The following is a 25,938-nucleotide window of genomic DNA, read 5'->3' on the forward strand; positions in this document are numbered from 1 at the left end:
CGGGGTTGTTCCCGTGCCGGCTCTATATGAGCAAACAAGCTGGTCCGGTTCGTCCGGGCTTTGGTTCAAAAGGTTCTGCTGGTGACGATGGCTTCAAGCGCAATCATGGAAAGGTCCGCATCAAACCGCGCCATTGTGGCTGCGGGCGGCACCGCCATGGCGCTCAAGCGGCGTCCGGCGGACATTCAGACATCCGGCACCCACATCCCAGACACGCAGCAGCGGGCTTTGCCTCGCAAGCTGCGGCTGACGGCTGCCGGGAGGAAACGAAATAATGCCCAACAAAATGCTGATAGACGCCTCCCACCCGGAGGAAACACGCGTTGTCGTTATCCGCGGTAACCGTATTGAAGAATTCGACTTTGAATCTCAGGACAAGAAGCAGCTCAAAGGAAACATCTATCTCGCCCGCGTAACGCGCGTCGAACCTTCCCTTCAGGCAGCCTTTGTCGAATATGGCGGCAACCGTCACGGTTTCCTCGCCTTCAGTGAAATTCACCCCGACTATTACCAGATCCCGGTCGCCGATCGTCAGGCTTTGCTGCGCGCTGAAGCGCAGGAAGCCGAGGACGAGGAGAACGAGGACAATGACGGCGACGACCGCCAGAGCCGCGATCGCGGCCGGCGCGGCCGCCGGCGCGGCGGCAAGGGTCGTGAGCGAGGCGAACACAAGCGCGACGCCGGCGCCGATGATGAAAACGGCGAACATGGCGATGCCGGCAGCGATGCCGTCTCCGAAGCGCCTGCTTCCGAGCATGCCGCGGCCAATACCGCCGGGCATGACGATCATGCCGGGCATGGCGACAGCGAAGCCTCCGACGCCGAGACATCCGCGACCGAACCGTCGGAAGGCGGCCCGACATCGATCGCGGCAAGCGTCGAAGCGGATGTGATCTCCGAAGCTGTCCCTGCGGCGGAGCCGGGTGACGAAAGGTCGTCCAGCGAGGCAAGTGGCGAAGCCACCTCCGAGGACAATGACCGCGGCATGCTGGAAGAGGTGCAGTCCTCGCATCCGGACGACCACGAGATCGAATCCGTAGGCGCCGAGGATGCGCTGGAAGAGGTGCGCAGCCGCCGCAAGCCGGTGCGCCGCCAGTACAAGATTCAGGAAGTCATCAAGCGCCGGCAGATTCTGCTGGTGCAGGTGGTCAAGGAAGAGCGCGGCAACAAGGGCGCGGCGCTCACCACCTATCTGTCGCTTGCCGGCCGCTATTCCGTGCTGATGCCCAACACCGCACGCGGCGGCGGCATTTCGCGCAAGATCACCAGTGCGGTCGACCGCAAGCGCCTCAAGGAGGTCGTTGCCGATCTCGAAGTGCCGCAGGGCATGGGCGTCATCCTGCGCACCGCCGGCGAAAGCCGCACCAAGGCGGAAATCAAGCGCGACTACGAATATCTGATGCGGCTTTGGGAAAACGTCCGCAATCTGACGCTGCAATCCACCGCCCCTGCCCTCGTCTATGAGGAAGGCAGCCTGATCAAGCGCTCGGTGCGCGACCTCTACAACAAGGATATTGACGAGATTCTTGTCTCCGGCGAGGAAGGCTACCGCGAGGCCAAGGATTTCATGCGCATGCTGATGCCGAGCCACGCCAAGGTGGTTCAGCCGTTCCGCGACACGACGCCGATCTTCGTGCGCAACGGCATCGAGGCGCAGCTCGACCGCATGCTGCAGCCGCAGGTGACGCTGAAGAGCGGCGGCTACATCATCATCAACCAGACCGAGGCGCTGGTCGCCATCGACGTCAATTCGGGCCGCTCCACCAAGGAGCACTCGATCGAGGACACCGCTCTCCACACCAACCTTGAAGCGGCGGAAGAAGTCGCCAGGCAATTGAGGCTGCGCGATCTCGCCGGCCTGATCGTCATCGACTTCATCGACATGGAGGAGAACCGCAACAACCGCTCCGTCGAGAAGCGGCTGAAGGATCACCTCAAGAACGACCGAGCTCGCATCCAGGTCGGCCGCATCTCGCATTTCGGCCTGATGGAGATGTCGCGCCAGCGCATCCGCGCCAGCGTGCTGGAATCGACCATGAAGCCCTGCCCGCATTGCGGCGGCACCGGCCATGTGCGCTCCGATTCGTCGGTGGCGCTGATGGTGGTGAGGGCGATCGAGGAATTCCTGCTCAAGGATTCGCGCAGCCACATCACGGTGCGGACCCCGGCGGCGACCGCTCTCTATGTGCTCAACCACAAGCGCGGCACGCTGGTGGAACTCGAAAGCCGCTTTGGCCTGACCATCACCGTCGAGGCCGATGATACGGTGGGTGTGCAGCACTACGCGATCTTCCGCGGCGCCATTGCCGAAAAGCCGGAAGGCTTTGTCGAAGCGCGAACCTTCCCGGCCTATGTCGAGCCGGAAGAGCCCGAGGACGAGATCGTCATCGAGGAGGAAGACGACGAGGTTGTGGTACAGGCCGAGCAGCCGCGCCAGGCGCAGCCGCAGTCGCAGCAGCAGCAGCCGAGATCGGCTGAGGACGGCGAAGGCCGCGATCGCAAGCGTCGCAAGCGCCGCAGGCGGCGCGGCGGCAAGGATCGCGAACGCGAACATGGCGATCGCGAGCATGGCGCCGAAGGTGCTTCGGTTTCGGCGGCAAGCGACGACTTTGCCGCTGAACCAGGCGGTGACGATGCAACACAGCAAGACGAAGCCCAGGTTGGCGCCGTCGAAACGGTGGAAGCATCAGATGACGCCCAGGGCAAGAAGCGCCGTCGCGGCAAGCGCGGCGGCAAGCGCAATCGTCGCGAAGACGGCACGGAGACCGAAGCCGGCGAAACCGCCTCGGTGGCCGAGGCCGCTGAAGTCGGAACGGCCGCAAGCGAGCCCGTAGCAGCCGTAGCGGTTGAAGAAGCAGCGGCTCCCGCCGCGGCGAACGACGACGCTCCAGCCGAAAAGCCGAAGAAGAAGCGCGCTTCAAGGGCAAAGAAGGCTGTGGTGGAAGTCGCCGATGAGACGGCGGCCGAGGCTGCACCGGAAGCTGCCGTCGAAGCAGCCGCCCCCGCTGCGGCCGATGCCGCCACGGAAACGACCGTCGACGACGAGCCCGCCAAGGCTCGCCCGTCACGGCGCAAAGCCGTGGCCGCGGATACCTCCGCGGTGCCGGTGGTTTCCTCCAGCGTTGCCGACGAGGCAAAGGCCGAGGAAAAGCCGAAGCGCGCCGGCTGGTGGCAGCGGAAGGGCTTTTTCTAAGCTATTCAGCCGATTAAGATAGGTTCCTGACAAAAATCCCGCGCCGTTCAAACCACGGCGCGGGATTTTTTCATGCGCGAATGGCGGAAAGCATCAGGGGGCGAAAATCGACCAGTTCATCATCCTGGCCAGTTTTTCCAAGGCGATCGACCCCAGCTTGGAATTGCCGTTGGCGTTCAAGCCCGGCGACCATACGGCGAGTGAAGCCACACCCGGCACGATCCCCAATATGCCGCCGCCGACGCCGCTTTTGCCGGGAATGCCGACACGGAAGGCGAAATCGCCGGAACCGTCATAGTGGCCGCAGGTCAGCATCATGGCGCCGATGCGCCGCGCCCGCTCGGCAGACACCACGGAGTGCCCGGTTGCCGGGTTTCTGCCGCCATTGGCGAGGAAGCGGCCGGCCAGCGCCAATTGCCGGCAGCTCATGGCGATGGCGCAATGGTGGAAGTACACGCCCAGCGCCAGCTCCGGTGCATGGTGGAGATTGCCGAAGGATTTCATGTAGTTGGCAAGCGCGAAGTTGCGATAGCCGGTGGCGCGTTCGGAAGCCGCGACCTCGCGGTCGATGATGATCGCTTCGTCATCGGCAAGGAACTGGATGAAGCGCAGGATTTCGCCGATCGCCTCGCGCGGCTGGTGGCCGGCAAGCAGTATGTCGGAGACGACGATGGCGCCGGCATTGATGAACGGATTGCGCGGAATGCCGTTCTCATGCTCGAGCTGCACGATCGAGTTGAACGGATTGCCCGACGGCTCGCGTCCGACACGCTGCCACAGCGCGTCGCCGACATTGCCGAGCGCCAACGTGAGCGTAAACACCTTGGAGATGGACTGGATCGAAAACGCCTGGTCGGCGTCGCCGGCGACCAGCACGCGGCCGTCATTGGTCACGGCGGCAATGCCGAATTTCTTCGGATCGACCTTGCCGAGCTGCGGAATGTAGGTGGCGACCTCGCCGCGATCGGAGCGCTCGGCCATCTCGGCGGCGATGTCGGCCAGCGTTTGTTCAAGATCCGGCATGCTCGTCCCCGCTATTTCAGCCAGCGCTCGATGCGCGCCATCGCATCGACCATGTCGTCATGGCTGCCGGCATAGGAAAAGCGCATCGTGCGGTGTCCTGCCAGCGGATCGAAATCGCGACCGGGCGTCGCCGCCACATGCGCTTCGGCCAGCATTTTGCGCGCAAAGGCCATGCTGTCATTGGTATGCCGGGTGACATCGCAGAAAGCGTAGAAGGCACCGTCCATCGGCGCCGCCAAGGGAAATCCGAGTTCCGGAAGGCGCCGCATCAACAGCTCGCGGTTCCAGGCATAGCGCGCCTTCACTGCTTCCAGCTCTTCCGCCGCCTTGAAGGCTTCGATCGCCGCGATCTGCGACAGTTCCGGCGGCGAGATGTAGAGGCTCTGGGCGATGCGTTCGATCGGCCTCACCAGAGCTTCCGGCAGCACCATCCAGCCGATGCGCCATCCGGTCATGCAATAATATTTCGAGAAGGAATTGATCACCGTCACGCCTGAGCCATGGGCCAGCGCCGTGGTGTCGGGCGCGGCATAGGCCAGCCGATGATAGATTTCGTCCGAAATCACCGCGATGCCGAGTTCTTCGGCTGTCCTCACCAGTGCCGACAACTCGTCGACGGGAATGACCGCACCTGTCGGATTGGCCGGGCTGGCGAACAACACACCCTTCAGCGGTTTTTCCCGGTGCGCCGATTTCAAATGTTCGGCATGAAGATAGGCGTCGCTGCCGAGCTCAATCTCGACGATCTGGATACCGAGCGCGGCCATGATGTTGCGGTAGGCCGGATAGCCGGGTGCTGCGATGGCGACGCGGTCGCCGGGATCGAACATCGCCAGGAATGCCAGATTGAAGGCGGCCGACGATCCCGTGGTCACGGCGATCCGGTTCGGCGCGACATCGATCCCGTAATGGTCGCCATAATGCGTGGCGATCGCCTTGCGCAGATCCGCCAGACCGAGTGTGTCGGTATAGCCGATGCGTCCGATCCTCAGCGCATTTGCGGCTGCTTCCCTCACGCCCACGGGCGCCGGATCGGATGGCTGGCCGACGGCCATGGAGACGACAGGCACGCCCGTCGCCTTCAGCCGGTTGGCTTCGGCCAGAATGTCCATGGCGTGAAACGGCTCGACTTCACCGCGGCGCGACAGCGAAACTACCATTTGACCTCAATCTTTCCGTCCGGCCCGCCGCTCAAAGCCATCAACCGGCGGCAGCGCCGCACAAATGCCCGATTGATGTGAGGATCACAAGTTCGCCTAGTTTCGGTGCCGTGACTTTTCATCGTTCGCGCGCTCGTTTACCAGTGGACCTCATGCTGAGCCGACCCAAATCGACGATGTCCAAATCTTCCATCGGGAAGACAGCGCGCGGCTTCGCGACGCTTTTGCTTGCCGCCGCCGTCGCTGTCACCGGCTCGGTGACGGCCTTCGCGCAGGCGGTGCCGGTCGTGCGCGATGCCGAGATCGAGGCGCTGGTGCGCGACTATGCGCGGCCGATCTTCAAGGCGGCCGGTCTTGCCAATGACGGTGTCGATATCGTTCTGGTCAACGATCAGAGCTTCAACGCCTTCGTTACCGGGCGCCGGCTGTTCATCAACACCGGCGCGCTGATGCAGGCCGAAACGCCCAACGAGATCATCGGCGTCATCGCCCACGAGGCCGGCCACATCGCCGGCGGCCATCAGCAGAAATTGCGCGACCAGCTCGAGCGCGCCAAGACCATGGCCATCATCGCCACGCTGCTTGGCGCCGGCGCCATCGTTGCCGGCGCCACCACCAACAGCCGCGGCCTTGCCGGCGCCGGCATGGGCGTGGCTGCGGGCGGCGGCGAGATGGCGCAGCGCAGCATTCTTGCCTACCAGCGCACCGAAGAGTCGACCGCCGACCGCTCTGCCATCACCTATCTCAATGCCACCGGCCAGTCCGGCATGGGCATGCTGAAGACCTTCGCCCGCTTCCAGAGCGCGCTGTCGCTTTCCGGCACGCAGGTCGATCCCTACCGCATCAGCCACCCGATGCCGCAGGAGCGCATCGCCAATCTCGAAGTGCTGGTCAAGCAGAGCCCTAACGTCGACAAGGTCGATCCGCCGGCACTGCAGCAGCGGCACGACATGATGCGCATCAAGATCGCCGCCTATATGGGCGGCCAGGCCGCCGCCACGCGGCTGATCCGCAAGGCCCCGGGCAGCCTCGCCTCGCGCTATGGCGAAGCGCAGATGGCCTATCTCTACGGCAATCTGGGTGCAGCACTGACCAAGGCCAATGCATTGATCAAGGAACAGCCGAAGAACCCCTACTTCCAGGAAATGCGCGGCGACATACTGATGAAGGCCAACAAGCCCAAGGACGCCGCGGACGCCTATGCCAAGGCGGTCAGCCTCGATCCGGTGAGGTCGGGCCTGTTGCCCGTTTCCCTCGGCCAGGCGCTGATGGCCATCGGCACGCCCGACTCGCTGAAGAAGGCGGTGGTGCAGATCAACAACGGTCTCGGGCGCGACAAGGAAAACACGGTCGGATACCGCTATCTCGCCCAGGCCTATGGCGAGCTTGGCAACATTCCGGCGGCGGAACTCGCCACCGCCGAGGGCCACTTTTATTCCGGCGATTACACGAATGCGAAAATTTTCGCCATGCGCGCGCAAAAAGACTTGAAGCGCGGCGAGCCCGGCTGGATTCGGGCGCAGGACATCATAAACTACAACCCTTCAGGCAAACTCAAGAAATGAACCTTCCGGTCGCCCGCGGCGACTAGGATAGACCGGAACCGGTAAAGAGGATGAGACGATGAACAAGGCAATATTGCTCGGCACGACGGGAGTGGCGGCTGCTCTTGCCATGCTCGCTTTCGGGTTCGTCGCCGGCAGTCCGCAGGTGGCCAAGGCCGGCACGGCGCAGACCGTGCAGACCGCCTCTGCCGACACCAAGATCGATCGCACTGAGGTCGAGGGCATTATCCGCGACTATCTCCTGAAGAACCCCGAAGTGCTGCTCGAAGTGCAGGAGGCGCTCGAGGCCAAGCAGAAGGAAGAGCAGCGCATAGCCAGCCTCGGCGTCATCGAGAAGGCCAAGTCCGAGATTTTCAACTCGACCTTCGACGGCGTCGTCGGCAATCCGAAGGGCAAGGTCACCATCGTCGAATTCTACGACTACAATTGCGGCTTCTGCAAACGCGCCATCGACGACATGCAGGCTCTGACAAAGGCCGATCCGGAGCTGCGCTTCGTGCTCAAGGAATTCCCGATCCTCGGGCCGGATTCGCAAAAGGCCAGCGTCGTCTCGATGGCTTTCCACCTGATGCATCCGGAGAAATACGGCGAGTTCCACAACGCCCTGCTCGGCGGCCAGGGCCGCGCCACCGAGGCGGCGGCCATCAAGGTTGCGCTGTCGCTAGGCGCCGATGAGGCGAAATTGCGCGAGAAGATGAAGGACCCGACCATCACCGAGGCCTTCTCCAAGACCTTCGACCTCGCCAACAAGCTGGCCATCACCGGAACGCCGTCCTATGTCGTCGGCAATGAAGTGGTGTTCGGCGCGCTCGGCCAGGAAGTGCTGGCCGAAAAGATCGAGGCGGCGAAAGCCGCGCTCTGATCTTGCACGCGAGCCTTCTCACGGGCACATTTCCGCCTGTTGTGGACAGTGAAAGATCGCACTTGTGCTCTTTCCGCGGGCGGCTATGCCCATTATAGAAGGCCCTGCGCGCCGGCTTGAGGCCGGCGTCGGAAAAGGTCGGCATTTTTGAAAACGATTTTCGTCCTGAACGGCCCCAACCTGAACGCGCTCGGCAAGCGCGAGCCGGGCATCTATGGCGGCAAGACGCTTGCCGCGATCGCCGACGACTGTAAGCAGGCGGGCGCCGCCCTTGGCCTCGAGATTGATTTTCGCCAGTCGAACCATGAGGGCGACCTCGTCGACTGGATCCAGGAAGCCGGCGACAAGGCAGCCGGCATCGTCATCAATCCGGGTGCCTACAGCCACACCTCGATTGCCATTCACGACGCCATCCGCGCTGTCGCGCCGCTGCCCGTCGCCGAAGTTCACCTCTCCAACATCCACGCGCGGGAACCATTCCGCCACGTCTCCATGGTCGCGCCGGTCGCTGTCGGCATGATCTGCGGGTTCGGGCCGCTTGGCTACTCGCTGGCGCTGCAGGCGCTGGCGGCACGCCTATGACCGGCCCACAAACAGAAGGCTCGAAAATGTCGATAAAGAAGACCGGTGTTGACCAGCAACTGATCCGCGATCTCGCGGGCATACTGAACGACACCAATCTCACCGAGATCGAAGTCGAGCTCGGCGACCTGAAGGTGCGCGTGTCGCGCCAGGCGCCGGCCGTCCACGCCATCGCCGCCCCGCAGGCCGGTTATGCTCCGGCAGCGCAGCAGCCCGCGGCGGGCGCGGCTGCCGCACCAGCAGTGGCCGATCCGTCCAAGAACGCGGTCCCCTCGCCGATGGTCGGCACCGCTTATCTCGCGCCCTCGCCCGACGCCAAGGCCTTCATCGAAGTCGGCCAGAAGGTCAAGGAAGGCCAGACGCTGCTGATCATCGAAGCGATGAAGACGATGAACCAGATCCCTTCGCCGCGCGCCGGCACGGTGACGGCGATCCTGTTCGAGGACGGCCAGCCGGTCGAGTACGGCATGCCGCTCGTCGTGATCGAGTAGAGCGGGCCGGATGTTCCAGAAGATCCTCATCGCCAACCGCGGCGAAATCGCGCTTCGGGTGCTGCGCGCCTGCAAGGAACTCGGCATCCAGACCGTGGTCGTGCATTCGACCGCCGACGCTGACGCCATGCATGTCAGGCTCGCCGACGAAAGCGTGTGCATCGGTCCGCCGCCGTCGCGCGACAGCTATCTCAACATCCACCAGATCGTCGCCGCCTGCGAGATCACCGGCGCCGACGCCGTGCATCCGGGCTACGGTTTCCTGTCGGAGAACGCCAAGTTCGCCGATATCCTCGCCGCCCACAACATCACCTTCATCGGTCCGTCGGGCGACCATATCCGCATCATGGGCGACAAGATCGAGGCCAAGCGCACCGCAAAGCGGCTCGGCATTCCGGTTGTACCGGGCTCCGACGGCGCCGTCACCGATCAAAAGGAAGCCAGGCGCATTGCCGCCGAGATCGGCTATCCCGTGATCATCAAGGCATCGGCAGGCGGTGGCGGGCGCGGTATGAAGGTCGCCCTTACCGAAGCCGATCTCGAGATCGCCTTGCAGACAGCCAGCACGGAGGCCGGCGCGGCCTTCGGCGACGATGCCGTCTACATCGAGAAATACTTGGAAAAGCCGCGCCACATCGAGGTGCAGGTATTCGGCGACGGCGCCGGCCGCGGCGTGCATTTCGGCGAGCGCGACTGTTCGCTGCAACGCCGCCACCAGAAAGTCTGGGAAGAGGCGCCCTCGCCGGCCCTCAACGCCGAGGAGCGCGCCCGCATCGGCAATATCTGTGCCAAGGCCATCGCCGACCTCGGCTACTCCGGCGCAGGCACCATCGAATTCCTGTACGAGAATGGCGAGTTCTACTTCATCGAGATGAACACGCGGCTGCAGGTCGAGCATCCGGTGACGGAGGCGATCACCGGCATCGATCTCGTCCACGAACAGATCCGCGTTGCCTCCGGCGGCGGGCTTTCGGTGCGCCAGGAGGACATCAAGTTCAACGGCCACGCCATAGAATGCCGCATCAATGCCGAGGACCCGCGCACCTTCACGCCTTCGCCTGGCACGATTACACATTTCCACACGCCTGGCGGTCTCGGCATCCGCGTCGATTCCGGTGTCTATTCCGGCTACAAGATCCCGCCCTATTATGATAGCCTGATCGGCAAGCTGATCGTGCACGGCCGCAACCGCGTCGAATGCATGATGCGGCTGAGGCGGGCGCTCGACGAGTTCGTCGTCGATGGCATCAAGACGACGCTGCCGCTGTTTCGCGACCTGGTCGGCAATGCCGATATCGCCAATGGCGACTACGACATCCACTGGCTGGAGAAGTATCTGGCCAAAGAGGAATAGCGCCCGAATTGCCGCTATGATGCCGCGATGACCCGCCCTTACGCTCCCGGCTATCGCATTCCGACCGACCTGTTGCTCAAGGCCTATGCCTCGGGCGTCTTCCCGATGGCCGAGAGCGCTTCCGACCCGGAAGTGTTCTGGGTGCGGCCGGAGACGCGCGGCATCATTCCGCTCGATGGCTTCCACACGCCGAAGAGCTTGAAGAAGACAATCCGCAAGCACCCGTTCGACATCCGCTTCGATTTCGATTTCGAGGCGACGATCGACGGCTGCGCCGAAAAGCGCGAGGAGCGCCGCTCGACCTGGATCAACGCGCCGATCCGCGAAGCCTATATCGAGCTGCACCGTCTTGGGCACTGCCATTCGGTCGAGGCATGGCGCGAGGAACGGCTGGTCGGCGGCCTCTATGGCGTCTCGCTCGGTCGCGTGTTCTTCGGCGAAAGCATGTTCGCCCGGGAAACCGACGCGTCCAAGACCTGCCTGTATCATCTGGTCGAGCGGCTGAAGGCGCGCGGCTTTGCCCTGCTCGACACGCAATTCACCACTGAGCATCTCAAACGCTTCGGCGCGGTCGACGTGCCGCGCGTCAAATACGAGAAGATGTTGGCCGAGGCGCTGAAGGGCGAAGCCGTTTTTTATCCCTGATCGGAGACCGAGCGGCCGAGCCGGCTCTGAAAGGGGTCAGCCCTTCGCGGTTTCCATCGGCGTCTGCGAATGGAACATCATCTTCCAGCCGTTGACACGATGAACATAGCCGGTGCTGACCAACGCGGCGTAGGGCTCGCCGTTTTCTCGTGTCGCATGAGCCTCATAGGTCAGCATGATAATGTCGCTGCCGGGCTCGATGATACCCTTGAGGTCGATCTGAAGGTCGCGCCAGCGGTTGGGCTTGGTCGCGGTCTTGGCCAGATCGGCATTGTCCATTGCCTGTGCCATCTCAGGAAATGCTACCAGGCATTCTGTGTCGACATTGGCGGCGTAGTAAGCTTCGTCGCCCGTCCAGAACCCCTTTTCGAGTTCGAGCAGGTCGTCTTTGCTGGCCGTGATCCGTTTGCTGTCCGACATCAGAATATCCTCCAAGCGCATAAATGCGTCATCGTCCATGGCCCAACGCATAGTTGCCACCACGGTTCCGGAGGATCAGTTGGTGTTGGTCGCGTCAGGTTCCGTGGGGTCTGGCTGTTCGGCGGCCGGAGCAGCGGCGGGCTTTGGCTTGGACGTGTCGACCTTGGGCGTCTCGGCATTGGCCGCGTCGGGCGGCGGCACATCCGACTTCTGCTTGCAGCCCTTTAGCCAGACGTCATAGACGGCGTGCTCGACGGCGTTTAGGCCGGGGCTCTCGGCGAACATCCAGCCGGTGAAGATGCGGCGGATCTTGCGGTCGAGCGTGATTTCGTCGACTTCGACGAAGGAATCGGTCTTCGGCTCTTCATTCTCCGGCCGCGAATAGCAGATGCGCGGCGTCACCTGCAAAGCGCCGAACTGCACGGTTTCGTCGATGTAGACATCGAAGGTGATGATACGGCCGGTGATCTTGTCGATGCCGGCAAATTCGGCGACCGGATTGGTGATGCGATCGGAGATTGCGGGTGCTGCCGCAGGCGCCTGGGCCGCGGCAAACGATGTCGGGCACATGGCGACAGCGGCAATTGCCGCCAGTCCGGCCATCGATGTCAGGCTGAAAATGTTCATGCGGAGATACCGGTGGTTTGGGCCCGGGTGATTCTGTCACGCCCAAGGCTATTCGCCGTTGTCATATCAGCAAGCAGCTAAACGCCAATTGTGGCGACAAAGGACCGGCCGGCGGTCAAGAACCAGGCGTCCACGCATCGTAGTCGCCCGTCACCTGCGGACGGTGCTGATTGGTGAGCACGGAACCCTTTGGGCGATAAGCCGCCGGTGTTCCCGTGAGGTTCGGCTCATGCGCCTTTTCCCATTCGCGCGGCTGATAGTCGTCGCTTGGCGGCGCCACATCGACGCGGTGATGCATCCAGCCGTGCCAGCCCGGAGGGATCGCCGACGCCTCCGAATAATTGGCGTAGATGACCCAGCGGCGGGTGCGGCCTTCCGAATCGACGCCGCCTTCGTAGTAGACATTGCCGGCCCCATCCTGGCCGACCTTGTTGCCGTGGCGCCAGGTGTGAAAACGGGTTCCCAGCGTCTGGCGGTTCCACCAGGTGAAAAACTGCAGAAGGAAAGTTTTCATTCAGATCCTCGCGGGCGCGCGGCGGTGGCTGTCCCTGCTTATGGCGTCAGGCCTTGGCGAAGGCAAGGGTTTTGCGGCGCCTGCGGCACTGACGGCATGCCGAAACGCTCGGTCATTGGCCGATCCATTTCGCACCTGCGAACCGACGCTTGCCAAGCCGGCTGCGTCTTCCTAAAGCTCTCATCGCCCGGCGCTGCCGCATGACCCCGAAAATCGAAATCGATTTTCGGAAAGGATCATGCCCAAACCCAAGTGCTACAGCGTCCTTTGCGCGTCCACGGGACGCGCGGCGCTGTAGTCAACGCCGGCTGCGGGAGGTGAGGAATGGCCTTAGCTGCCGCCAGGATCAGTGCGGAGACAATACGCGCCCGCAAGGGCGGCGTGCCGGTCGTATGCCTTGCCGCTTACACCTATCCCGTCGCCCGCCTGCTCGACGATCATGTCGACCTTCTGCTGGTCGGCGACAGCGTTGCCATGGTGCTGCATGGCCACAAGACCACGCTCGGCGCCTCGCTGGAGATGATGATCACCCATGGCCAAGCCGTGATGCGCGGTTCGGCAAAGGCCTGCGTGGTGGTCGACATGCCGGCCGGCAGCTACGAGACTTCGGCCGCGCAAGCCCTTGCCTCGGCCCGCCGCATCTCTGAGGAAACCGGCTGCCAGGCGGTGAAGCTGGAAGGCGGCGTCGAAGTCGCCCTCCAGATCGCGGCAATCGTCGCGGCCGGCATTCCAGTGATGGGCCATATCGGCTTGCAGCCGCAATCGGTGGAAAAGGACGGTGGCTACAAGATCAAGGGCCGCACGCCGGAGAATGTGGCCGCGCTCATGCGCGACGCCGACGCGGTCGAGAAAGCCGGCGCGTTTTCGCTGGTCATCGAGGGCACGGTCGAGACCGTTGCCGCCGACCTCACCCGGCGGATTGCCATTCCCACCATCGGCATCGGCGCCAGCCGCGATTGCGACGGCCAGATCCTGGTCATCGACGACATGGTCGGCCTGACGGTCGACCGGGTGCCGAAATTCGTCAAGGAATACGCCGATTTGCGCAGCGTGGTCGCCAATGCCGCCGCGCGCTACGCGGCGGAGGTGCGCAGCCGCACCTTCCCCGGGCCGGGCCACGTCTTTTCAGCCGCGAGCGACAAGGACAAGGCATGAACCGGCCCCCCATCAGCCAGCCGCTCGTCGTCGACACCGTGCCCGGCCTTCGCGCGCAGATCCGCGAATGGCGGCGCGAAGGCCTGAGCGTCGCCATGGTGCCGACCATGGGCGCTTTGCATGACGGCCATATCTCGCTGGTCAGGGCCGCGCTCGCAACCGCCGATCGCTGCGTCGTCTCGATCTTCGTCAACCCGGCCCAGTTCGCCCCCACTGAAGATCTCGACAAGTATCCGCGGCAGCTGGCCCGCGACCTCGACCGGCTGACCGAGGCCGGCGCACAGCTTGCCTTCACGCCTACGGTTTCCGAAATGTATCCGGCAGGCTTTGCGACGAAGATTTCGGTCGGCGGCCCGTCTTCTGGCCTGGAATCGGATTTCAGGCCGACCTTCTTCGAGGGCGTCGCCACGGTGGTGGCCAAGCTCTTTCTGCAAGCCCTGCCCGACTACGCCGTCTTCGGAGAGAAGGACTACCAGCAGCTTTGCGTCGTCCGAAAGCTCTGCCGCGATCTCGACTTGCCGGTGGACATCGTCGGCGCGCCAACCGTGCGCGATGCGCATGGCCTGGCAATGTCGTCGCGCAACGCCTATCTCAACGCCGCCGAGCTCGACGTCGCGCGACAGCTCAATGTCATCTTGCGCCAGACGGCGGCAGCGCTCGCGGCCGGTGCCGATGAAAACGGCGTGACCGGTAAAGCCACTGCCGCGCTTCTCGAGGCAGGCTTCGACAGCGTCGACTATGTCGCCGCGCGCGAGAGCCTGACGCTCACCTCGTGGCGGCGTGACGGCAATGGCCGCCTGCTTGCCGCGGCGTGGCTTGGCAGAACCAGGTTGATCGACAATGTGGAAGTTTCCTCATTTATTCCCTGAAAAATTCCAATTCCGTTCACTTTGATTTGTATCGCAGAGCGGCCCGAGTGCTCTTAGACAACGGCTCATCAGGTACGTTCTGGCCAGCCCGTAAGCGCTCACGATACACCGAACGCCGCTGTGAGACGTTTCACAGACGTAACCAAGCCGGCTATGTTGTGTGCGACCCCAGGCAGAGACAGTGTGTGACCTGCCACTACGCTGCAATCCTTACGAGGCTCTACGTGTCTGTCCAAGCCAACGTATTCGGTCGCGCCCTGCCGCAGATCGTCGAAGCGATTTACGATTCGATTGCCGATGTCGGCCGTTGGCCATCGACGCTCGAATCAATCTGCAAATTGGCGCTCGGCCGGCTTGCCATGCTGGCGGTCGTCGATACGGCGAGAAACTCGGCCCGGTTTTCGACTTCCTGCGGCGATCCGGTCCTGCTTGAGCCGCTGCAGCGCGACTACGCCTGCGAGGTGCCCTTCTTCAAGGCGGTGCCGAAGATGGAAATCGACATGCCGTTCACCGTCGATAGCGTCTACGCCCTGCAAGGCCCCGACGCCCGCCAGAACTGGCTCGAAAGCCGCATCGTGCGCGAGTGGGTGGAACCCAACCGTCTCGACGATTTCTTCTGGGTAGCGCTGATGAAGCAGCCGGCGCGCACCGGCACGCTGATGGTGGTTACCGACAAGGACAGGCCCCAGATTTCAGCCAGGGATATCGACCTGATGTCCAGGCTCGCCCCCCATGTCCGGCGTGCGGTGACCATCGGCGACCTGTTCGAGGCCGAGCGGCGCAAGGCCGACATCTTTCGCTCGATCCTTGAGAGCCTCGACCATCCAGTGCTGATCGTCGCCGACGATATGCAGATCATTTTCGCCAATCCGGCAGCCGAAGCCCTGCTCACCGAAACCGCCTCAGTGTCCTCGGTGCGCGGCCAGCTGTCCTTCGCTTATGCCAACGCCAACACCGCCATCGGTCGCGCCGTCCAGCTCGGCACGCGCGACGAATTCGCGCTCGGACCGTCCGGCATCAACATTCCGCTGGTGAAGGCCATGTCTCCGGCGGTGGCGCATGTCATGCCTCTGGCGCGACGCGACATTTCGGCCCGCATATCGCCGCGCGCCGCCGCGGCCATTTTCATTGCCGCCGCCGGCGCCGCATCAGTGCCGGCGCTGGAAGCGATCGCTGCGCTGTTCGGACTGACCGCAGCGGAAAAGCGTGTCGCCGGCCATGTCGCCGCCGGGCTGACACGGCGTGAAATCGCGGCTGCCAGCGGCGTCTCGGACGGCACCGTCAAATCACAGCTGGCAACCATCTTCGACAAGACCGCCACCGGCGACCAGCGAGAGCTGGAACTCCTAATGCGCGAATTGACGCCGCCGCTGCGCTCGGCCTGAGCAATAATCGGAGCCAATCGTCAAATTTTTCAACTATTTGCCGGTACGCAGGCGTAATCCACAATACCAAGCCGGCATCGTTGCAATTCGGCCAAAATCATGGTGCGGTTCTGCTCCGGTCCGGAGACGGTGCATCGTGCATGACCGGACGTGGAAACCATTTCCTGGGCGGTCCCCGAACTTGATACCGACACGAATTGAACGGCTGCTGCCTTACCTCTTCCTGCTGGCCCTGCTTTGCATCGCGCTCGCTTTCCGTCCGCTACTGCCGGTCGATGAGACGCGCTATCTCAGCGTCGCCTGGGAGATGTATCTCGGTGGACATGTCTTCGTACCGACGATGAACTTTGCGCCCTATCTGCAGAAGCCGCCGCTGTTGTTCTGGCTCATCGATCTCTCTTGGAACATCTTCGGTGTGAGCCGCGCGGCGGCGATGCTCGTCATCTTCGCCGCCTCGTCGCTGGTCATCTGGCTGACGACGCTTCTGGCCAAAACCCTGTTTCCCGAGCGCCCGGACATCGCCAGTCGCATCCCCTGGCTGGTGGCCGGCAGCACCGTCTTTGTCATCTATTCGACCCTGATCCTGTTCGACATGCTTTTGACGGCCTGTGTGGTCGCCGCACTGCTGGCGCTGCTGGGCTTCGCCAGGACCGGCAACCGCTGGCAGGCGGTGCTGGCGGGTCTCTTCATCGGGCTCGGCGTGCTGGCCAAAGGCCCGGTGGTGCTCATTCACATCGGCGCGCCCGTCCTGCTCTATCCCCTCTGGCGTGACCGGCGAGCCGGCCTTGCCCCTTTGCAGTTCTTTGCCGGAGCCGGCCTGGCAATTCTCGCCGCCCTTGTCCCGGTCGCCATATGGCTGGCGCCCGCGACCATCCTGACCAAGGGCAGTTTCGTCTACGATCTCGTGTGGAACCAGTCGGCAGGTCGGGTTACCGGAAGCCTGCACAATTCGCATGGCCGGCCGTTTTACTTTTACCTGATGCTGTTGCCGCTCATGTTCGTGCCCTGGGCCTTTATCCCCCCGGTGTGGCGGCTGAGGCCGGTTGCCCGGATACGCAGCCTGATCGATACCAAATCCCCGGATCTGCGTGCCCTGCGCCTGCTGTCGTTCTCGTTCATTGCGGTGCTGCTGGTCTTCAGCGCCATATCCGGCAAGCAGCCGCACTATGTCGTGCCGGCACTACCGTTCGCGACCATTCTGCTGGGCTACTTCATGGCCGAGATTTCAGTCGCCAGACTGAGGGCGACGGCCTTTGTCATGCTTGCCCTTTTCGGCATCGGCCACGCCGCCGCCTCGGCGACCGTGTTCAAACGCTACGATCTCGCGCCGCTGGCGAGCTTCATCGACGAACGAAAGGACGCGGACTGGGCCGTCGCTTACGACTATCAGGGCGAGGTCGGTTTCCTTGGGCGAATAGAGAAGCCATTCGAGAACGCCGACAAGCCTGAGGAATGGCTCAAGTCTCATCCCGGCGGCTACGTCATCGAGAAGCAATCGAAAGATCCGGGCACATCCGAACAGATCGCCTTCCGGCAGCCGGTGGAACGCGGCTATCTGGTCGTCCTGAAAGGACAGCACTGAACGTTTCGTCGGACGCCTATCCCAGCGGTTTCTCGAAGATCAGCGCCGGCAACCCCGAACCGCCGCCGCAATCGGCGGTGCTGCCGGCCGGCAAAAATCCCTTCGAACGGTAGAAGGCGATGGCCGGCACGTTGGCCTCTTCCACCTCGACGCGCAAAGTGTTTGCCTCGGGAAAGCTGGCTTCGACCTCGTCCAGCAAGGCCTGGCCGATGCCTTGCCGCTGGCAGGCCGGCAGTACATAGAGCTGGTTCAGCAGCACGATCTTCGCATCCGCCGTTGCGGCGGCAAAAGCCATGCCGCCGATACGCTTGCCGTCATCGGCGACCAGGAATTCCGAGTTCGGCCTTGTCAGCCGCGCCTTGAGCGAGGCGATCGAATGCCAGTCGTCGGTAATTTCGATCACCCGCTGGGCGCCATAGATCGCGTCGTAGGTTGCGTGCCAGGTTTCGACCAGCAGCGCGCGGACGGCGGCAAGGTCACGTTCGCTGGCGGTGCGGACGAACATTGTTCTATTCGATACCGAGCTTGGCCTTGACCAGATCGTTGACCGCCTGCGGGTTGGCCTTGCCGCCGGTGGCTTTCATCACCTGGCCGACGAACCAGCCGGCCATGGTCGGCTTGGCGCGAGCCTGCTCGACCTTGTCGGGGTTGGCGGCGATCACCTCGTCCACCGCTTTCTCGATGGCGCCGGTGTCGGTAACCTGCTTCATGCCGCGGCTTTCGACCAGCTGGCGCGGATCGCCGCCCTCGTTCCAGACGATCTCGAACAGATCCTTGGCGATCTTGCCGGAGATGGTGCCTTCCTTGATCAGGTCGATCACGGCACCGAGCTGCTCCGGTGTTACAGGAGCATTTTCAATGTCCTTGCCGGCCTTGTTAAGCTGGCCGAGCAGGTCATTGATGACCCAGTTGGCGGCAAGCTTGCCGTCGCGGCCCGAGGCCACCTGCTCGAAATAGTCGGCGATCGGCTTTTCCGACACCAGGATCGAGGCGTCGTAGGTCGACAGGCCAAGTGAAGAGATCAGGCGCGCCTTCTTGTCGTCGGGCAGTTCCGGCAACTCCTTGGCCAGCGCGTCGACATAGGCCTGATCGAATTCCAGCGGCAAAAGGTCGGGATCGGGGAAGTAGCGGTAGTCATGCGCCTCTTCCTTGCTGCGCATCGAGCGCGTCTCGCCTTTGACGGCGTCGAACAGCCTGGTTTCCTGATCGATCTTGCCGCCATCCTCGAGGATGGCGATCTGGCGGCGCGCCTCGAACTCGATGGCCTGGCCGATGAAGCGGATCGAATTGACGTTCTTGATCTCACAGCGCGTACCGAATTCGCCGCCGGGCCTGCGAACGGAGACGTTGACGTCGGCGCGCATCGAACCTTCGTCCATGTTGCCGTCGCAAGTGCCTAGATAGCGCACGATGGTGCGCAGCTTGGTGACATACGCCTTGGCCTCGTCGGCGGAGCGCATGTCGGGCTTGGAGACAATCTCCATCAGCGCCACGCCGGAGCGATTGAGATCGACATAGGACATGGTCGGATGCTGATCGTGCATCGACTTGCCGGCGTCCTGCTCCAGGTGCAGGCGCTCGATGCCGATCTCGATGTCCTCGAACTCGCCCTGCCGGTCGGGACCGACCGAAATGACGATCGTGCCTTCGCCAACGATCGGCTGCTTGAACTGCGATATCTGGTAGCCCTGCGGCAGGTCGGGATAGAAATAGTTTTTCCGGTCGAACACCGACTTGTGGTTGATCTGCGCCTTCAATCCGAGGCCGGTGCGGATCGCCTGCTTGACGCATTCCTCATTGATGACCGGCAGCATGCCGGGCATGGCCGCGTCGACGAGGCTGACATTGGCGTTGGGCGCCGCGCCGAAAGTCGTCGACGCCCCGGAAAACAGCTTTGCTTCCGAGGTCACCTGCGCATGAACCTCGAGGCCGATGATGATCTCCCAATCGCCGGTAGCGCCGGGAATAAAACGTTTGGCATCGGGCGTGCGGGTATCGATAAGGGTCATGGTGGCCTGCGCTTTTGGCTCGCGAAAACTGCGATTTTCGCGAATTTGGGTATCGGTCTTCGCTAGTGCAAACCGCTTCGCGAGACAAGCGCCCAAAGCAGCGCAGAGCAGCGGGCTGGCCTTTTCAGCCCTTTTCGGCCGCTCGGCAACCGATGAATGAACGCCGCCGGCCGGTATTCGGTCGGCGGTCTCTTCGTCAGGTCAGGCCGTTGCGATATAGGCCCTGATCTCGTCGGCCTCGCGCTCGACATCCTCGATGCGGCGCTTGACCACGTCGCCGATCGACACGATACCGTCGAGCAGCCCGTCCTTTTCCACCGGCAGATGGCGGAAACGGCCTTTGGTCATGATCTCCATCACCTCGTTGACCGTGTGGTTCTCGTTGCAGATCTTCACTTTCGGCGTCATCGCCGAGCGTACCGTTATATCAAGTGCGGCAGCGCCTTCCCTGGCAACGACCCGCACGATGTCACGCTCGGAAAGGATGCCGACGATCTTGCGATCGCCATTGGTGATGACCAGTGCACCGATCTTGTGGTCGGCCAGGATTCGAATGGCTTCGCTGAGCTTTACATTCGGCCCGAGCGTGAACACGTCATGGCCTTTTCTCTCGAGAATTGCCTTAACCGTCATGGCGTCCTCCTCCTCCTGCTTGGCTAGCCAGCTCCCGCCCTGACCGGCTTCACATAAGAGTGAACATCGTGCGCCGTGATCGGTTGCTTTTCAAGTGTGCCAGTGGGGTGGGCCAGTGGGGTGCCCCAATAGAGTGCGCTAGTCGAGGGTGCGCTGGTCGTCGGGGATCTCCCATTCAGGCGCCCGCCAGCGCCGGTCGAACCAGCGCAACCCGAAGAAGCCGGCGACGAGGCCGCCAATGTGCGCTTCCCAGGCGATCTGGCCGGGTTCTCCGAGCCCGAGACCGTAAAGGCCGGTGGCGAGGTTGATGACCATCCAGGCGCCGAGAAAATTGACGACGCCGCGCATGCGCAAAACCATTGCGATCGGCAGCATGGGACCGGCAAAGGCCGCCCTGCCGGAGGAGCGGTCGGTACGGAACCCGAAGCGAGCCGCCGCACCCATCATGCCCGATATCGCCCCGGAAGCGCCGACCAGCGGTGCTTCGCCGTATGGATGGACCGCCCAGAACAGCACCACCGCGGCCAGCCCGGTGGCGGCGAAAAACAAGGCGAACCAGAACCAGCCGAGACGGTTGGCCAGCGGCGAACCGAAAGCGGCCAGCGCAACCATGTTGATGGCAATGTGGGCAACGCCGCCATGCATGAAGGCATAGGTGAAAGGACGGGTGAAGAGGAACCAGTCGAAACCGTATTGGCCGGTGTAGAGGACCGGAATGAAGGCGCCATCGGTGAGCAATGTTATCTGCTGCTCTTCGGTCAGCACATATTGCTGCAGCAGGAAGACGGCGACGCAGATGCCGATCACCGCCAGCACCACTGGTGGCAGGTTGAACACCGGCTCGCGGCGCGGCGGCGGCGCCTCCGCGGTCTGTTCGGTCTCCAGGGGGCCGGCCGGTTCGCTCATATGCTCTGATCCAGGGATTTGCGTGTCGCGAGCATCTAGGCCATGCCCGGACAAATCACAAACTACGAATCACAAAGCGCGAATCACAAACCGCGAATCAAAAAGAAGCCGTCCAAGGTTTCCCTTGAACGGCTGGTCGAGCCCCCTGCTCCCCTAAAACTATTGACCGAAGTGCTGTTGGTCGTCGCGAAACGACCGCTTCTGGAGTGGTTTTGGTGTGCCATGGCGAGCCTGTGCGCGCAACGTAAACCACTTGTTAACCTTAACGTCCCCGACCCGTGAACAAGTCTTAACGACGCTGGCACGCATCCTGCTCCGGAACGCATGTAGGTCATCGGAGGGCGCCCTTTCTGTTCACCGATGGGACCATCAGACGGCAGAATGCGCGGAGTTTCATAGCATGAACCAGAACGGATCAATCGCGCTGTTCCATTATTGGAATCGCCTGCGTCATGGTCGTCCTGCCCCAAAGCGTTCGGAAGTCGAACCTGCCGATATCAAGGCGCTTTTGGCCGACACCTTCATCCTGGAAAGGGATACGCGCGGCGAAGCGGTGTTCCGGCTTGCCGGCACCAGGCTTTGCGCCGGCTACGGCCGCGAGCTCAAGGGTTTTTCGTTCCCCTCGCTATGGCGCGAGAAGGACCAGCGGCTGGTGTCGCGCCTCATTCACGGCGTTTTCGAGCAGAAATCCGTGGTGCTGATCACTTATGAGGGGTTCAGCCGCAGCGGCCGGTCCAACCACTTCGAGTTGCTTGCGCTGCCGCTCGACGGCGGCGTCGAGAACCCGCGCTGCCTCGGCGTCATCAGCGCCGTGGAAAAGCCGTTCTGGCTGGGCGCCGACCCGATCACCGACGCGCTGATCGACGCCATCCGCGTCATCGATCCCGACAAGGAACCGATGTTCCTGAAAAACCGGCCGGAAATATCCGTTCCGTCGTTGGCTCCCGAACTCGAAGCGCCGGAGACCATCTCGGCGCTCGGTCGGTCGCGCCGTATCCGCCACCTCGTCGTGTTCGACGGCGGGCGCGAGCAATAGTCTCCAAGCCGGCGCTAATCTTAACTATCGGCGACCCACTTTTCTCCTTTGTTAACCTGCTTGGCTGTAGTTTTGGCTGAGATTCCACGCACGACGCGGGAATGCCAACGGGGTGTAGGCAGTCATGAGGTCAGCGGCGGTCGAATACGCACCGTCCCGCGCCGAAAGGCGTAACTTTCAGCGCGTCCGGGTCAAGATCTACGGGCGCTTCATGCTGGAGGACCGCACCGAACACCCTTGCCAGGTCGTCGATATGTCACCGGGCAATGTCGCGTTGCGCACCGAGCGCGTCGGCATGCCGGGCGAAAAAATCATTGCCTATATCGATCATATCGGCCGCATCGAGGGCGTGGTGACGCGCACCTCGCAGGACGGCTTCGCCATGACCGTCATTGCCTCGGATCGAAAGAAGGACAAGCTTGCCGCGCAGTTGACCTGGCTCGCCAACAAGCATGAACTCGACCTGCCGGAAGACCGTCGCCACGAACGCGTGGCGCCGCGCAACCCGACAAGCGTCCTGCAGCTCACCGACGGGCGCCAGTATCAGTGCCGCATCATCGACCTGTCGCTGTCGGGCGCGGCGGTCGAGATCGACGTCAAGCCGGCGCTCGGCATCCAGGTGATGCTGGGCACCATGCGTGGCCAGGTGGTGCGTCATTTCGAGGATGGCGTTGCCATCGAATTCGCCGTCATCCAACGCCCGGAAACGCTCGATTCCGAGTTCAACGCCCCGCGCGCCTGAACGATCGGCAACAGGCAGCAAAAACGAACCGGCCCTGCGCGGCCGGTTTTTTGTTGCCGGCGTTCCGCCTGCCTCTCCAGCTTGTAGCGGCACGCAGCAAATCCACGGCTCCACCCGGAAATCCGCGCCCCGACAGCGCGGTTTTACGCCGAGACCTGAACGATTTTATATTAAAATAGATCAAATTTTATGCTTATTCTATTGGGGTTTTACTCAATGTCTACTTCGGGTTTTTGCGTCAAATAAATCCAGCGCTGTCATTGTCTCCTCAAACGGGGAGACTGACCAATGGCGAAGATTTGGGGCAAGCTGTTGCTCTTGGCAATGGCGATGCAGCTTTCCGCTTGGGGAACGGCGCAAGCAGCAGGACCGGCCTACATGCACACTGGCGGCCGCACGACACAGCCGGTCGGTCACTACGAATTCTGCCAGAAGCTGCCGCAGGAATGCGCTCAGCGCACGCCGAAGCAGGCGCCCGTCGAACTGACGCGCAAGCTGTGGGCGGCGATCGTCGACGTCAACAATTCTGTCAACACCCGGATCGTGCCGCGCACCGACATGGAAATGTGGGGCAAGGAAGAGGTCTGGTCCTATCCCGACAGCGGCTTCGGCGACTGCGAGGACTATGCGCTGGAGAAGCGCCGCGAATTGATGGCGCTTGGCGTTCCCGCCGGCAATCTCTTGATGACCGTAGCGCGCCAACAAAATGGCGACGGCCATGCGGTGCTGACCGTGCGCACCAGCCTCGGCGAGTTCATCCTCGACAATCTGGAGTCCAAGGTGCTGTCCTGGACCGACACCGACTACACCTACCTGAAGCGCCAGTCCGACCAGAATTCCGGCGTGTGGGTGACGATCAACGACGGCCGCGCCGACGCGGTTGCCAGCGTCCGCTAGGACGCCATTACAGAGGTCAAGCACATCGAATAATGCGACGTGCCTAACGAGAAAGCCCGGTCGAGTCCCCACCCTCCCCGTCCCCAACGACCGGGTTTTAAGGAGCCGGCCCCGTCCCCGGGCCGGCTCCATTTCAGACCATGATCCCGAACCGAAGGACCGCGGCAGCGAAAAGTGAGAACCGGTTTTTGCTGCGCTGACCCGCCGTTCGGAAAAGATCATCGCCAAACAGGAATAGAGTTCAGGCCTTCTTCAGCCCGGCCTTGAAGCGCTTGCCGTTGGCGACATAGTGCGCGGCCGAGGCGCGCAGCCTGGCGACAGCGGCATCGTCCAGCGTCCTGATCACCCGCCCGGGCGAGCCGACGATCAGGCAATTGTCGGGGAACTCCTTGCCTTCGGTGACTAGCGCGCCGGCGCCGACCAGGCAATTCCTGCCGATCCTGGCGCCGTTGAGCACTATGGCGCCCATGCCGATCAGGCTGTTGTCGCCGATCGTGCAGCCATGCAGCAAGGCGCGGTGGCCGATGGTGCAGCCCTGCCCGATCGTCAGGGGAAAACCGGGATCGGTGTGCATCACCGTGTGTTCCTGGACATTGCTGTCGGCGCCGATGACGATCGCCTCGTTGTCGCCGCGGATGACCACGCCAAACCAGAAGCCGGCATTGCGACCGACGCTGATGTCGCCGATCAACGTCGCGTCCGACGCGATCCAGTTGCTGTCGGGATCATCGAAACGGGGCGCTTTTCCGTCGATTGCATAGGTCGGCATTTGCAGTCTCCGATTCGTCGCAGGCCGGGACAAACCCTAGAACAATCCTACGAAAACCGCGTAGCGGTTTCCCCCAGCAATTGCCTCAAGGCAAATACCGCGCCAGCGATTCCACCAAAAGCTGAAGCGCACCAGGAGAGCCAATGCCCCAGGAGGCAATGGCGATCAGCACGATGCCCAGCGTCAGCGCCCAGGCGATCACCGTGCAGCCGCAGGACATCAGCATCAGCGTCGAAATGCGGCCCTCGCGCCGCGCATCGAGCGCATCGTTGGCGAGCATGAACGGCCCGGCGCAAGCGGTCGCGGCCAGCGAGCGCAGGATGTACGCCGGCGACACATAAGGCTCGGCAAAGGCAAGCCGGCGGCCCGCCGCCAGTTCCATCACGGACCCGGTAAGCCCGCAGGCGGTGAGGCCGACGGCGAAAGCGAAGAGAACGGGCAGCAGCAGGCTCATCTTTACCTTCCGTTTACCATGAAATCGCACAGTCGCGTCCAGCGCAGCAAGAGCCATGCCGCGGCATGTGTGCCGCCCAGGGACAGAGGGCGGCGACTATGGGGATTGCGATGAAGCAGGCAGCGACCGCAGAAGAGTTCAACGTCGTCGATTCCGTGCTGATGAAGCGGGTGTTCTATGCTTTTGCCGCATTGGCGCTGCTGTCGCTGGCGATCAGCCTTGGCGGAAAATGGTTCGGCCGCTCGATCGCCATGGCCGGCTACACCGACGACACCACGGTCCACAGGGTAGTGATCGGCAACAATGTCATTGCCGTGCCGGCCAACGCCATCCGCTTCCTGCAGGCGCGGCGCGACGGCATCGCTTCGCGCCTCGACCTCTATCTGCGCTATCCCCAGATGGACGGCTACAGCGAAGCCGCCCGCGACGATTTCAACCACACGGGGGCCGCCAAAAACATCATCTTCCTGTCGTTTGAACCGCAGATGATGTCGCGCGACATGAGCGGCCGTTTCGCGCCGATCTATAGCGCGCTCATCAGCCAGCCCGGCGCGCCCGGCCCCGGCGGCACGATGATTTACGGTTTTACGGAAAAATCAGGCTATCTCAACGAGGTGCTCGCGGTCGCCGGCCGGGCCGGCAAGGACCCGTTCGTCGCCCGCTGCCTGAGCGGACCGAGCGTCGAGGAATCGCTGGCGCCCTGCGAGCGGGACATCCAGGTCGGCGACAGCCTCAGCCTGACCTACCGCTTTCCCCGGGAGTTGCTGGGCAACTGGCCGGCGCTTGACGCCGCTATCGTCGCCGAGGCCACGCGCGTCCTGAAGACCGGGCGCTAGCCTGCCTCTGTTCGGGCGAAGCGAAGCGGCGCAGAAGTTTACGAACGTTGGCGGGACAGCACCCCCCTCTGTCCTGCCGGACATCTCCCCCGCAAGGGCATAGGCGCTAAGATAGCTTTGGCATGGACTGAAACTTGCGCTTTCGTGGTGGTTCGCGCCAGCGATATCGCAAGGCATGGAGATTTTGGCGCAGGGCCGCCAAGGAAGGTTGAGTAAAGATGGTCGCGAT

26 protein-coding genes are annotated in these 25,938 nt (G+C 62.8%); 15 read left to right on the forward strand and 11 right to left on the reverse strand.

The window, feature by feature from the left end; all coding sequences use genetic code 11:
* Window positions 1-274: 274 nt before the first annotated feature.
* Complete coding sequence (locus NKI06_RS22630; protein WP_023715788.1) at window positions 275-3,193, forward strand: ribonuclease E/G; 2,919 nt, start codon at window positions 275-277, stop codon at window positions 3,191-3,193.
* Between the two features lie 93 nt (window positions 3,194-3,286).
* On the opposite strand, the gene NKI06_RS22635 is transcribed toward NKI06_RS22630, so the two are convergent.
* Both NKI06_RS22635 and NKI06_RS22640 read right to left on the reverse strand, forming a co-directional pair.
* Window positions 3,287-4,216 carry a glutaminase gene (locus NKI06_RS22635; RefSeq protein WP_023715789.1) on the reverse strand — a complete coding sequence of 310 codons (930 nt, stop codon included), beginning with the start codon at window positions 4,214-4,216 and terminating at the stop codon, window positions 3,287-3,289.
* Window positions 4,217-4,227: 11 nt separating this feature from the next.
* On the reverse strand, window positions 4,228-5,376 hold the full coding sequence (locus NKI06_RS22640; RefSeq protein WP_023715790.1) for a pyridoxal phosphate-dependent aminotransferase: 1,149 nt from the start codon (window positions 5,374-5,376) through the stop codon (window positions 4,228-4,230).
* Between the two features lie 152 nt (window positions 5,377-5,528).
* Here NKI06_RS22640 and NKI06_RS22645 point away from each other — a divergent pair, with 152 nt between their 5' ends.
* The 6 genes from NKI06_RS22645 (at window position 5,529) to aat (ending at window position 10,875) form a co-directional block, all read left to right on the forward strand.
* Entirely contained in the window at window positions 5,529-6,941 is a 1,413-nt protein-coding gene (locus tag NKI06_RS22645) for a M48 family metalloprotease (protein WP_023691221.1), read from the forward strand.
* Window positions 6,942-6,999: 58 nt separating this feature from the next.
* Window positions 7,000-7,803 carry a DsbA family protein gene (locus NKI06_RS22650; RefSeq protein WP_023667484.1) on the forward strand — a complete coding sequence of 268 codons (804 nt, stop codon included), beginning with the start codon at window positions 7,000-7,002 and terminating at the stop codon, window positions 7,801-7,803.
* Window positions 7,804-7,950: 147 nt separating this feature from the next.
* On the forward strand, window positions 7,951-8,385 hold the full coding sequence (gene aroQ, locus NKI06_RS22655) for a type II 3-dehydroquinate dehydratase (RefSeq protein ID WP_023667485.1): 435 nt from the start codon (window positions 7,951-7,953) through the stop codon (window positions 8,383-8,385).
* A gap of 26 nt (window positions 8,386-8,411) precedes the next feature.
* The gene (accB, locus tag NKI06_RS22660; protein WP_023681496.1) at window positions 8,412-8,876 is read left to right on the forward strand and encodes an acetyl-CoA carboxylase biotin carboxyl carrier protein; all 465 of its coding nucleotides are present in this window, start codon (window positions 8,412-8,414) and stop codon (window positions 8,874-8,876) included.
* Window positions 8,877-8,886: 10 nt separating this feature from the next.
* Entirely contained in the window at window positions 8,887-10,230 is a 1,344-nt protein-coding gene (gene accC, locus NKI06_RS22665) for an acetyl-CoA carboxylase biotin carboxylase subunit (RefSeq protein WP_023681497.1), read from the forward strand.
* Window positions 10,231-10,257: 27 nt separating this feature from the next.
* Window positions 10,258-10,875: a leucyl/phenylalanyl-tRNA--protein transferase gene (aat, locus tag NKI06_RS22670; protein ID WP_023667488.1), complete on the forward strand. Its 618-nt coding sequence runs from the start codon at window positions 10,258-10,260 to the stop codon at window positions 10,873-10,875.
* Between the two features lie 36 nt (window positions 10,876-10,911).
* On the opposite strand, the gene NKI06_RS22675 is transcribed toward aat, so the two are convergent.
* From NKI06_RS22675 to NKI06_RS22685, 3 genes are all read right to left on the reverse strand, one after another.
* A complete protein-coding gene (locus NKI06_RS22675; protein ID WP_023667489.1) occupies window positions 10,912-11,295 on the reverse strand; it encodes a hypothetical protein in 384 nt (127 codons plus the stop codon).
* A 75-nt stretch (window positions 11,296-11,370) separates the two neighbouring features.
* Window positions 11,371-11,922: a DUF2155 domain-containing protein gene (locus NKI06_RS22680; protein ID WP_352987241.1), complete on the reverse strand. Its 552-nt coding sequence runs from the start codon at window positions 11,920-11,922 to the stop codon at window positions 11,371-11,373.
* Between the two features lie 115 nt (window positions 11,923-12,037).
* Complete coding sequence (locus NKI06_RS22685) at window positions 12,038-12,436, reverse strand: NADH:ubiquinone oxidoreductase subunit NDUFA12 (protein ID WP_352459060.1); 399 nt, start codon at window positions 12,434-12,436, stop codon at window positions 12,038-12,040.
* Window positions 12,437-12,760: 324 nt separating this feature from the next.
* Between NKI06_RS22685 and panB the strand changes: the two genes are divergently transcribed.
* The 4 genes from panB (at window position 12,761) to NKI06_RS22705 (ending at window position 17,427) form a co-directional block, all read left to right on the forward strand.
* Window positions 12,761-13,591: a 3-methyl-2-oxobutanoate hydroxymethyltransferase gene (gene panB, locus NKI06_RS22690; RefSeq protein ID WP_352987243.1), complete on the forward strand. Its 831-nt coding sequence runs from the start codon at window positions 12,761-12,763 to the stop codon at window positions 13,589-13,591.
* An 11-nt stretch (window positions 13,592-13,602) separates the two neighbouring features.
* A complete protein-coding gene (gene panC / locus NKI06_RS22695; RefSeq protein WP_352987252.1) occupies window positions 13,603-14,460 on the forward strand; it encodes a pantoate--beta-alanine ligase in 858 nt (285 codons plus the stop codon).
* 224 nt (window positions 14,461-14,684) lie between these two features.
* Complete coding sequence (locus NKI06_RS22700; protein WP_352596625.1) at window positions 14,685-15,845, forward strand: helix-turn-helix transcriptional regulator; 1,161 nt, start codon at window positions 14,685-14,687, stop codon at window positions 15,843-15,845.
* A 181-nt stretch (window positions 15,846-16,026) separates the two neighbouring features.
* Window positions 16,027-17,427: an ArnT family glycosyltransferase gene (locus NKI06_RS22705; protein ID WP_050592950.1), complete on the forward strand. Its 1,401-nt coding sequence runs from the start codon at window positions 16,027-16,029 to the stop codon at window positions 17,425-17,427.
* Window positions 17,428-17,443: 16 nt separating this feature from the next.
* Here the strand turns inward: NKI06_RS22705 and NKI06_RS22710 are convergent, their stop codons facing one another.
* From NKI06_RS22710 to NKI06_RS22725, 4 genes are all read right to left on the reverse strand, one after another.
* Window positions 17,444-17,932 carry a GNAT family N-acetyltransferase gene (locus NKI06_RS22710; RefSeq protein WP_023695377.1) on the reverse strand — a complete coding sequence of 163 codons (489 nt, stop codon included), beginning with the start codon at window positions 17,930-17,932 and terminating at the stop codon, window positions 17,444-17,446.
* Window positions 17,933-17,936: 4 nt separating this feature from the next.
* Complete coding sequence (gene gatB, locus NKI06_RS22715; protein WP_023681506.1) at window positions 17,937-19,436, reverse strand: Asp-tRNA(Asn)/Glu-tRNA(Gln) amidotransferase subunit GatB; 1,500 nt, start codon at window positions 19,434-19,436, stop codon at window positions 17,937-17,939.
* A 201-nt stretch (window positions 19,437-19,637) separates the two neighbouring features.
* Window positions 19,638-20,069, reverse strand: coding sequence for a CBS domain-containing protein (locus NKI06_RS22720; RefSeq protein ID WP_023667498.1), 432 nt, complete (start codon window positions 20,067-20,069; stop codon window positions 19,638-19,640).
* Between the two features lie 138 nt (window positions 20,070-20,207).
* The gene (locus NKI06_RS22725) at window positions 20,208-20,975 is read right to left on the reverse strand and encodes a rhomboid family intramembrane serine protease (protein ID WP_352987245.1); all 768 of its coding nucleotides are present in this window, start codon (window positions 20,973-20,975) and stop codon (window positions 20,208-20,210) included.
* Between the two features lie 400 nt (window positions 20,976-21,375).
* On the opposite strand from NKI06_RS22725, the gene NKI06_RS22730 reads away from it, so the two are divergent.
* From NKI06_RS22730 to NKI06_RS22740, 3 genes are all read left to right on the forward strand, one after another.
* Window positions 21,376-22,011, forward strand: coding sequence for a PAS domain-containing protein (locus NKI06_RS22730; RefSeq protein WP_352650232.1), 636 nt, complete (start codon window positions 21,376-21,378; stop codon window positions 22,009-22,011).
* Window positions 22,012-22,135: 124 nt separating this feature from the next.
* Complete coding sequence (locus tag NKI06_RS22735) at window positions 22,136-22,753, forward strand: PilZ domain-containing protein (RefSeq protein WP_023667501.1); 618 nt, start codon at window positions 22,136-22,138, stop codon at window positions 22,751-22,753.
* Between the two features lie 288 nt (window positions 22,754-23,041).
* On the forward strand, window positions 23,042-23,650 hold the full coding sequence (locus NKI06_RS22740) for a transglutaminase-like cysteine peptidase (RefSeq protein WP_023681509.1): 609 nt from the start codon (window positions 23,042-23,044) through the stop codon (window positions 23,648-23,650).
* Between the two features lie 241 nt (window positions 23,651-23,891).
* Here the strand turns inward: NKI06_RS22740 and NKI06_RS22745 are convergent, their stop codons facing one another.
* Both NKI06_RS22745 and NKI06_RS22750 read right to left on the reverse strand, forming a co-directional pair.
* On the reverse strand, window positions 23,892-24,419 hold the full coding sequence (locus NKI06_RS22745; protein WP_352987247.1) for a gamma carbonic anhydrase family protein: 528 nt from the start codon (window positions 24,417-24,419) through the stop codon (window positions 23,892-23,894).
* 85 nt (window positions 24,420-24,504) lie between these two features.
* Window positions 24,505-24,873, reverse strand: coding sequence for a DUF6949 family protein (locus NKI06_RS22750; protein ID WP_023667504.1), 369 nt, complete (start codon window positions 24,871-24,873; stop codon window positions 24,505-24,507).
* Between the two features lie 110 nt (window positions 24,874-24,983).
* On the opposite strand from NKI06_RS22750, the gene NKI06_RS22755 reads away from it, so the two are divergent.
* Window positions 24,984-25,709, forward strand: coding sequence for a hypothetical protein (locus NKI06_RS22755; RefSeq protein ID WP_352987250.1), 726 nt, complete (start codon window positions 24,984-24,986; stop codon window positions 25,707-25,709).
* Window positions 25,710-25,938 lie beyond the last annotated feature (229 nt).

It is taken from the genome of Mesorhizobium sp. M0772 (genome assembly GCF_040320135.1).
Lineage (GTDB): Bacteria > Pseudomonadota > Alphaproteobacteria > Rhizobiales > Rhizobiaceae > Mesorhizobium.

Excerpts from the sequence above, each read along its gene's own strand:
- NKI06_RS22755 (WP_352987250.1), top strand. The coding sequence starts at position 24,984 with ATGAAGCAGGCAGCGACCGCAGAAGAGTTCAACGTCGTCGATTCCGTG.
- NKI06_RS22735 (WP_023667501.1), top strand. The coding sequence starts at position 22,136 with ATGAGGTCAGCGGCGGTCGAATACGCACCGTCCCGCGCCGAAAGGCGT.
- NKI06_RS22745 (WP_352987247.1), bottom strand. The coding sequence starts at position 24,419 with ATGCCGACCTATGCAATCGACGGAAAAGCGCCCCGTTTCGATGATCCC.
- gatB (WP_023681506.1), bottom strand. The coding sequence starts at position 19,436 with ATGACCCTTATCGATACCCGCACGCCCGATGCCAAACGTTTTATTCCC.
- accC (WP_023681497.1), top strand. The coding sequence starts at position 8,887 with ATGTTCCAGAAGATCCTCATCGCCAACCGCGGCGAAATCGCGCTTCGG.
- NKI06_RS22720 (WP_023667498.1), bottom strand. The coding sequence starts at position 20,069 with ATGACGGTTAAGGCAATTCTCGAGAGAAAAGGCCATGACGTGTTCACG.
- NKI06_RS22645 (WP_023691221.1), top strand. The coding sequence starts at position 5,529 with ATGCTGAGCCGACCCAAATCGACGATGTCCAAATCTTCCATCGGGAAG.
- NKI06_RS22675 (WP_023667489.1), bottom strand. The coding sequence starts at position 11,295 with ATGTCGGACAGCAAACGGATCACGGCCAGCAAAGACGACCTGCTCGAA.
- NKI06_RS22635 (WP_023715789.1), bottom strand. The coding sequence starts at position 4,216 with ATGCCGGATCTTGAACAAACGCTGGCCGACATCGCCGCCGAGATGGCC.
- NKI06_RS22680 (WP_352987241.1), bottom strand. The coding sequence starts at position 11,922 with ATGAACATTTTCAGCCTGACATCGATGGCCGGACTGGCGGCAATTGCC.
- NKI06_RS22650 (WP_023667484.1), top strand. The coding sequence starts at position 7,000 with ATGAACAAGGCAATATTGCTCGGCACGACGGGAGTGGCGGCTGCTCTT.
- NKI06_RS22750 (WP_023667504.1), bottom strand. The coding sequence starts at position 24,873 with ATGAGCCTGCTGCTGCCCGTTCTCTTCGCTTTCGCCGTCGGCCTCACC.
- NKI06_RS22685 (WP_352459060.1), bottom strand. The coding sequence starts at position 12,436 with ATGAAAACTTTCCTTCTGCAGTTTTTCACCTGGTGGAACCGCCAGACG.
- NKI06_RS22740 (WP_023681509.1), top strand. The coding sequence starts at position 23,042 with ATGGCGAAGATTTGGGGCAAGCTGTTGCTCTTGGCAATGGCGATGCAG.
- aat (WP_023667488.1), top strand. The coding sequence starts at position 10,258 with ATGACCCGCCCTTACGCTCCCGGCTATCGCATTCCGACCGACCTGTTG.
- NKI06_RS22725 (WP_352987245.1), bottom strand. The coding sequence starts at position 20,975 with ATGAGCGAACCGGCCGGCCCCCTGGAGACCGAACAGACCGCGGAGGCG.
- NKI06_RS22710 (WP_023695377.1), bottom strand. The coding sequence starts at position 17,932 with ATGTTCGTCCGCACCGCCAGCGAACGTGACCTTGCCGCCGTCCGCGCG.
- NKI06_RS22640 (WP_023715790.1), bottom strand. The coding sequence starts at position 5,376 with ATGGTAGTTTCGCTGTCGCGCCGCGGTGAAGTCGAGCCGTTTCACGCC.
- NKI06_RS22730 (WP_352650232.1), top strand. The coding sequence starts at position 21,376 with ATGAACCAGAACGGATCAATCGCGCTGTTCCATTATTGGAATCGCCTG.
- accB (WP_023681496.1), top strand. The coding sequence starts at position 8,412 with ATGTCGATAAAGAAGACCGGTGTTGACCAGCAACTGATCCGCGATCTC.
- NKI06_RS22630 (WP_023715788.1), top strand. The coding sequence starts at position 275 with ATGCCCAACAAAATGCTGATAGACGCCTCCCACCCGGAGGAAACACGC.
- panB (WP_352987243.1), top strand. The coding sequence starts at position 12,761 with ATGGCCTTAGCTGCCGCCAGGATCAGTGCGGAGACAATACGCGCCCGC.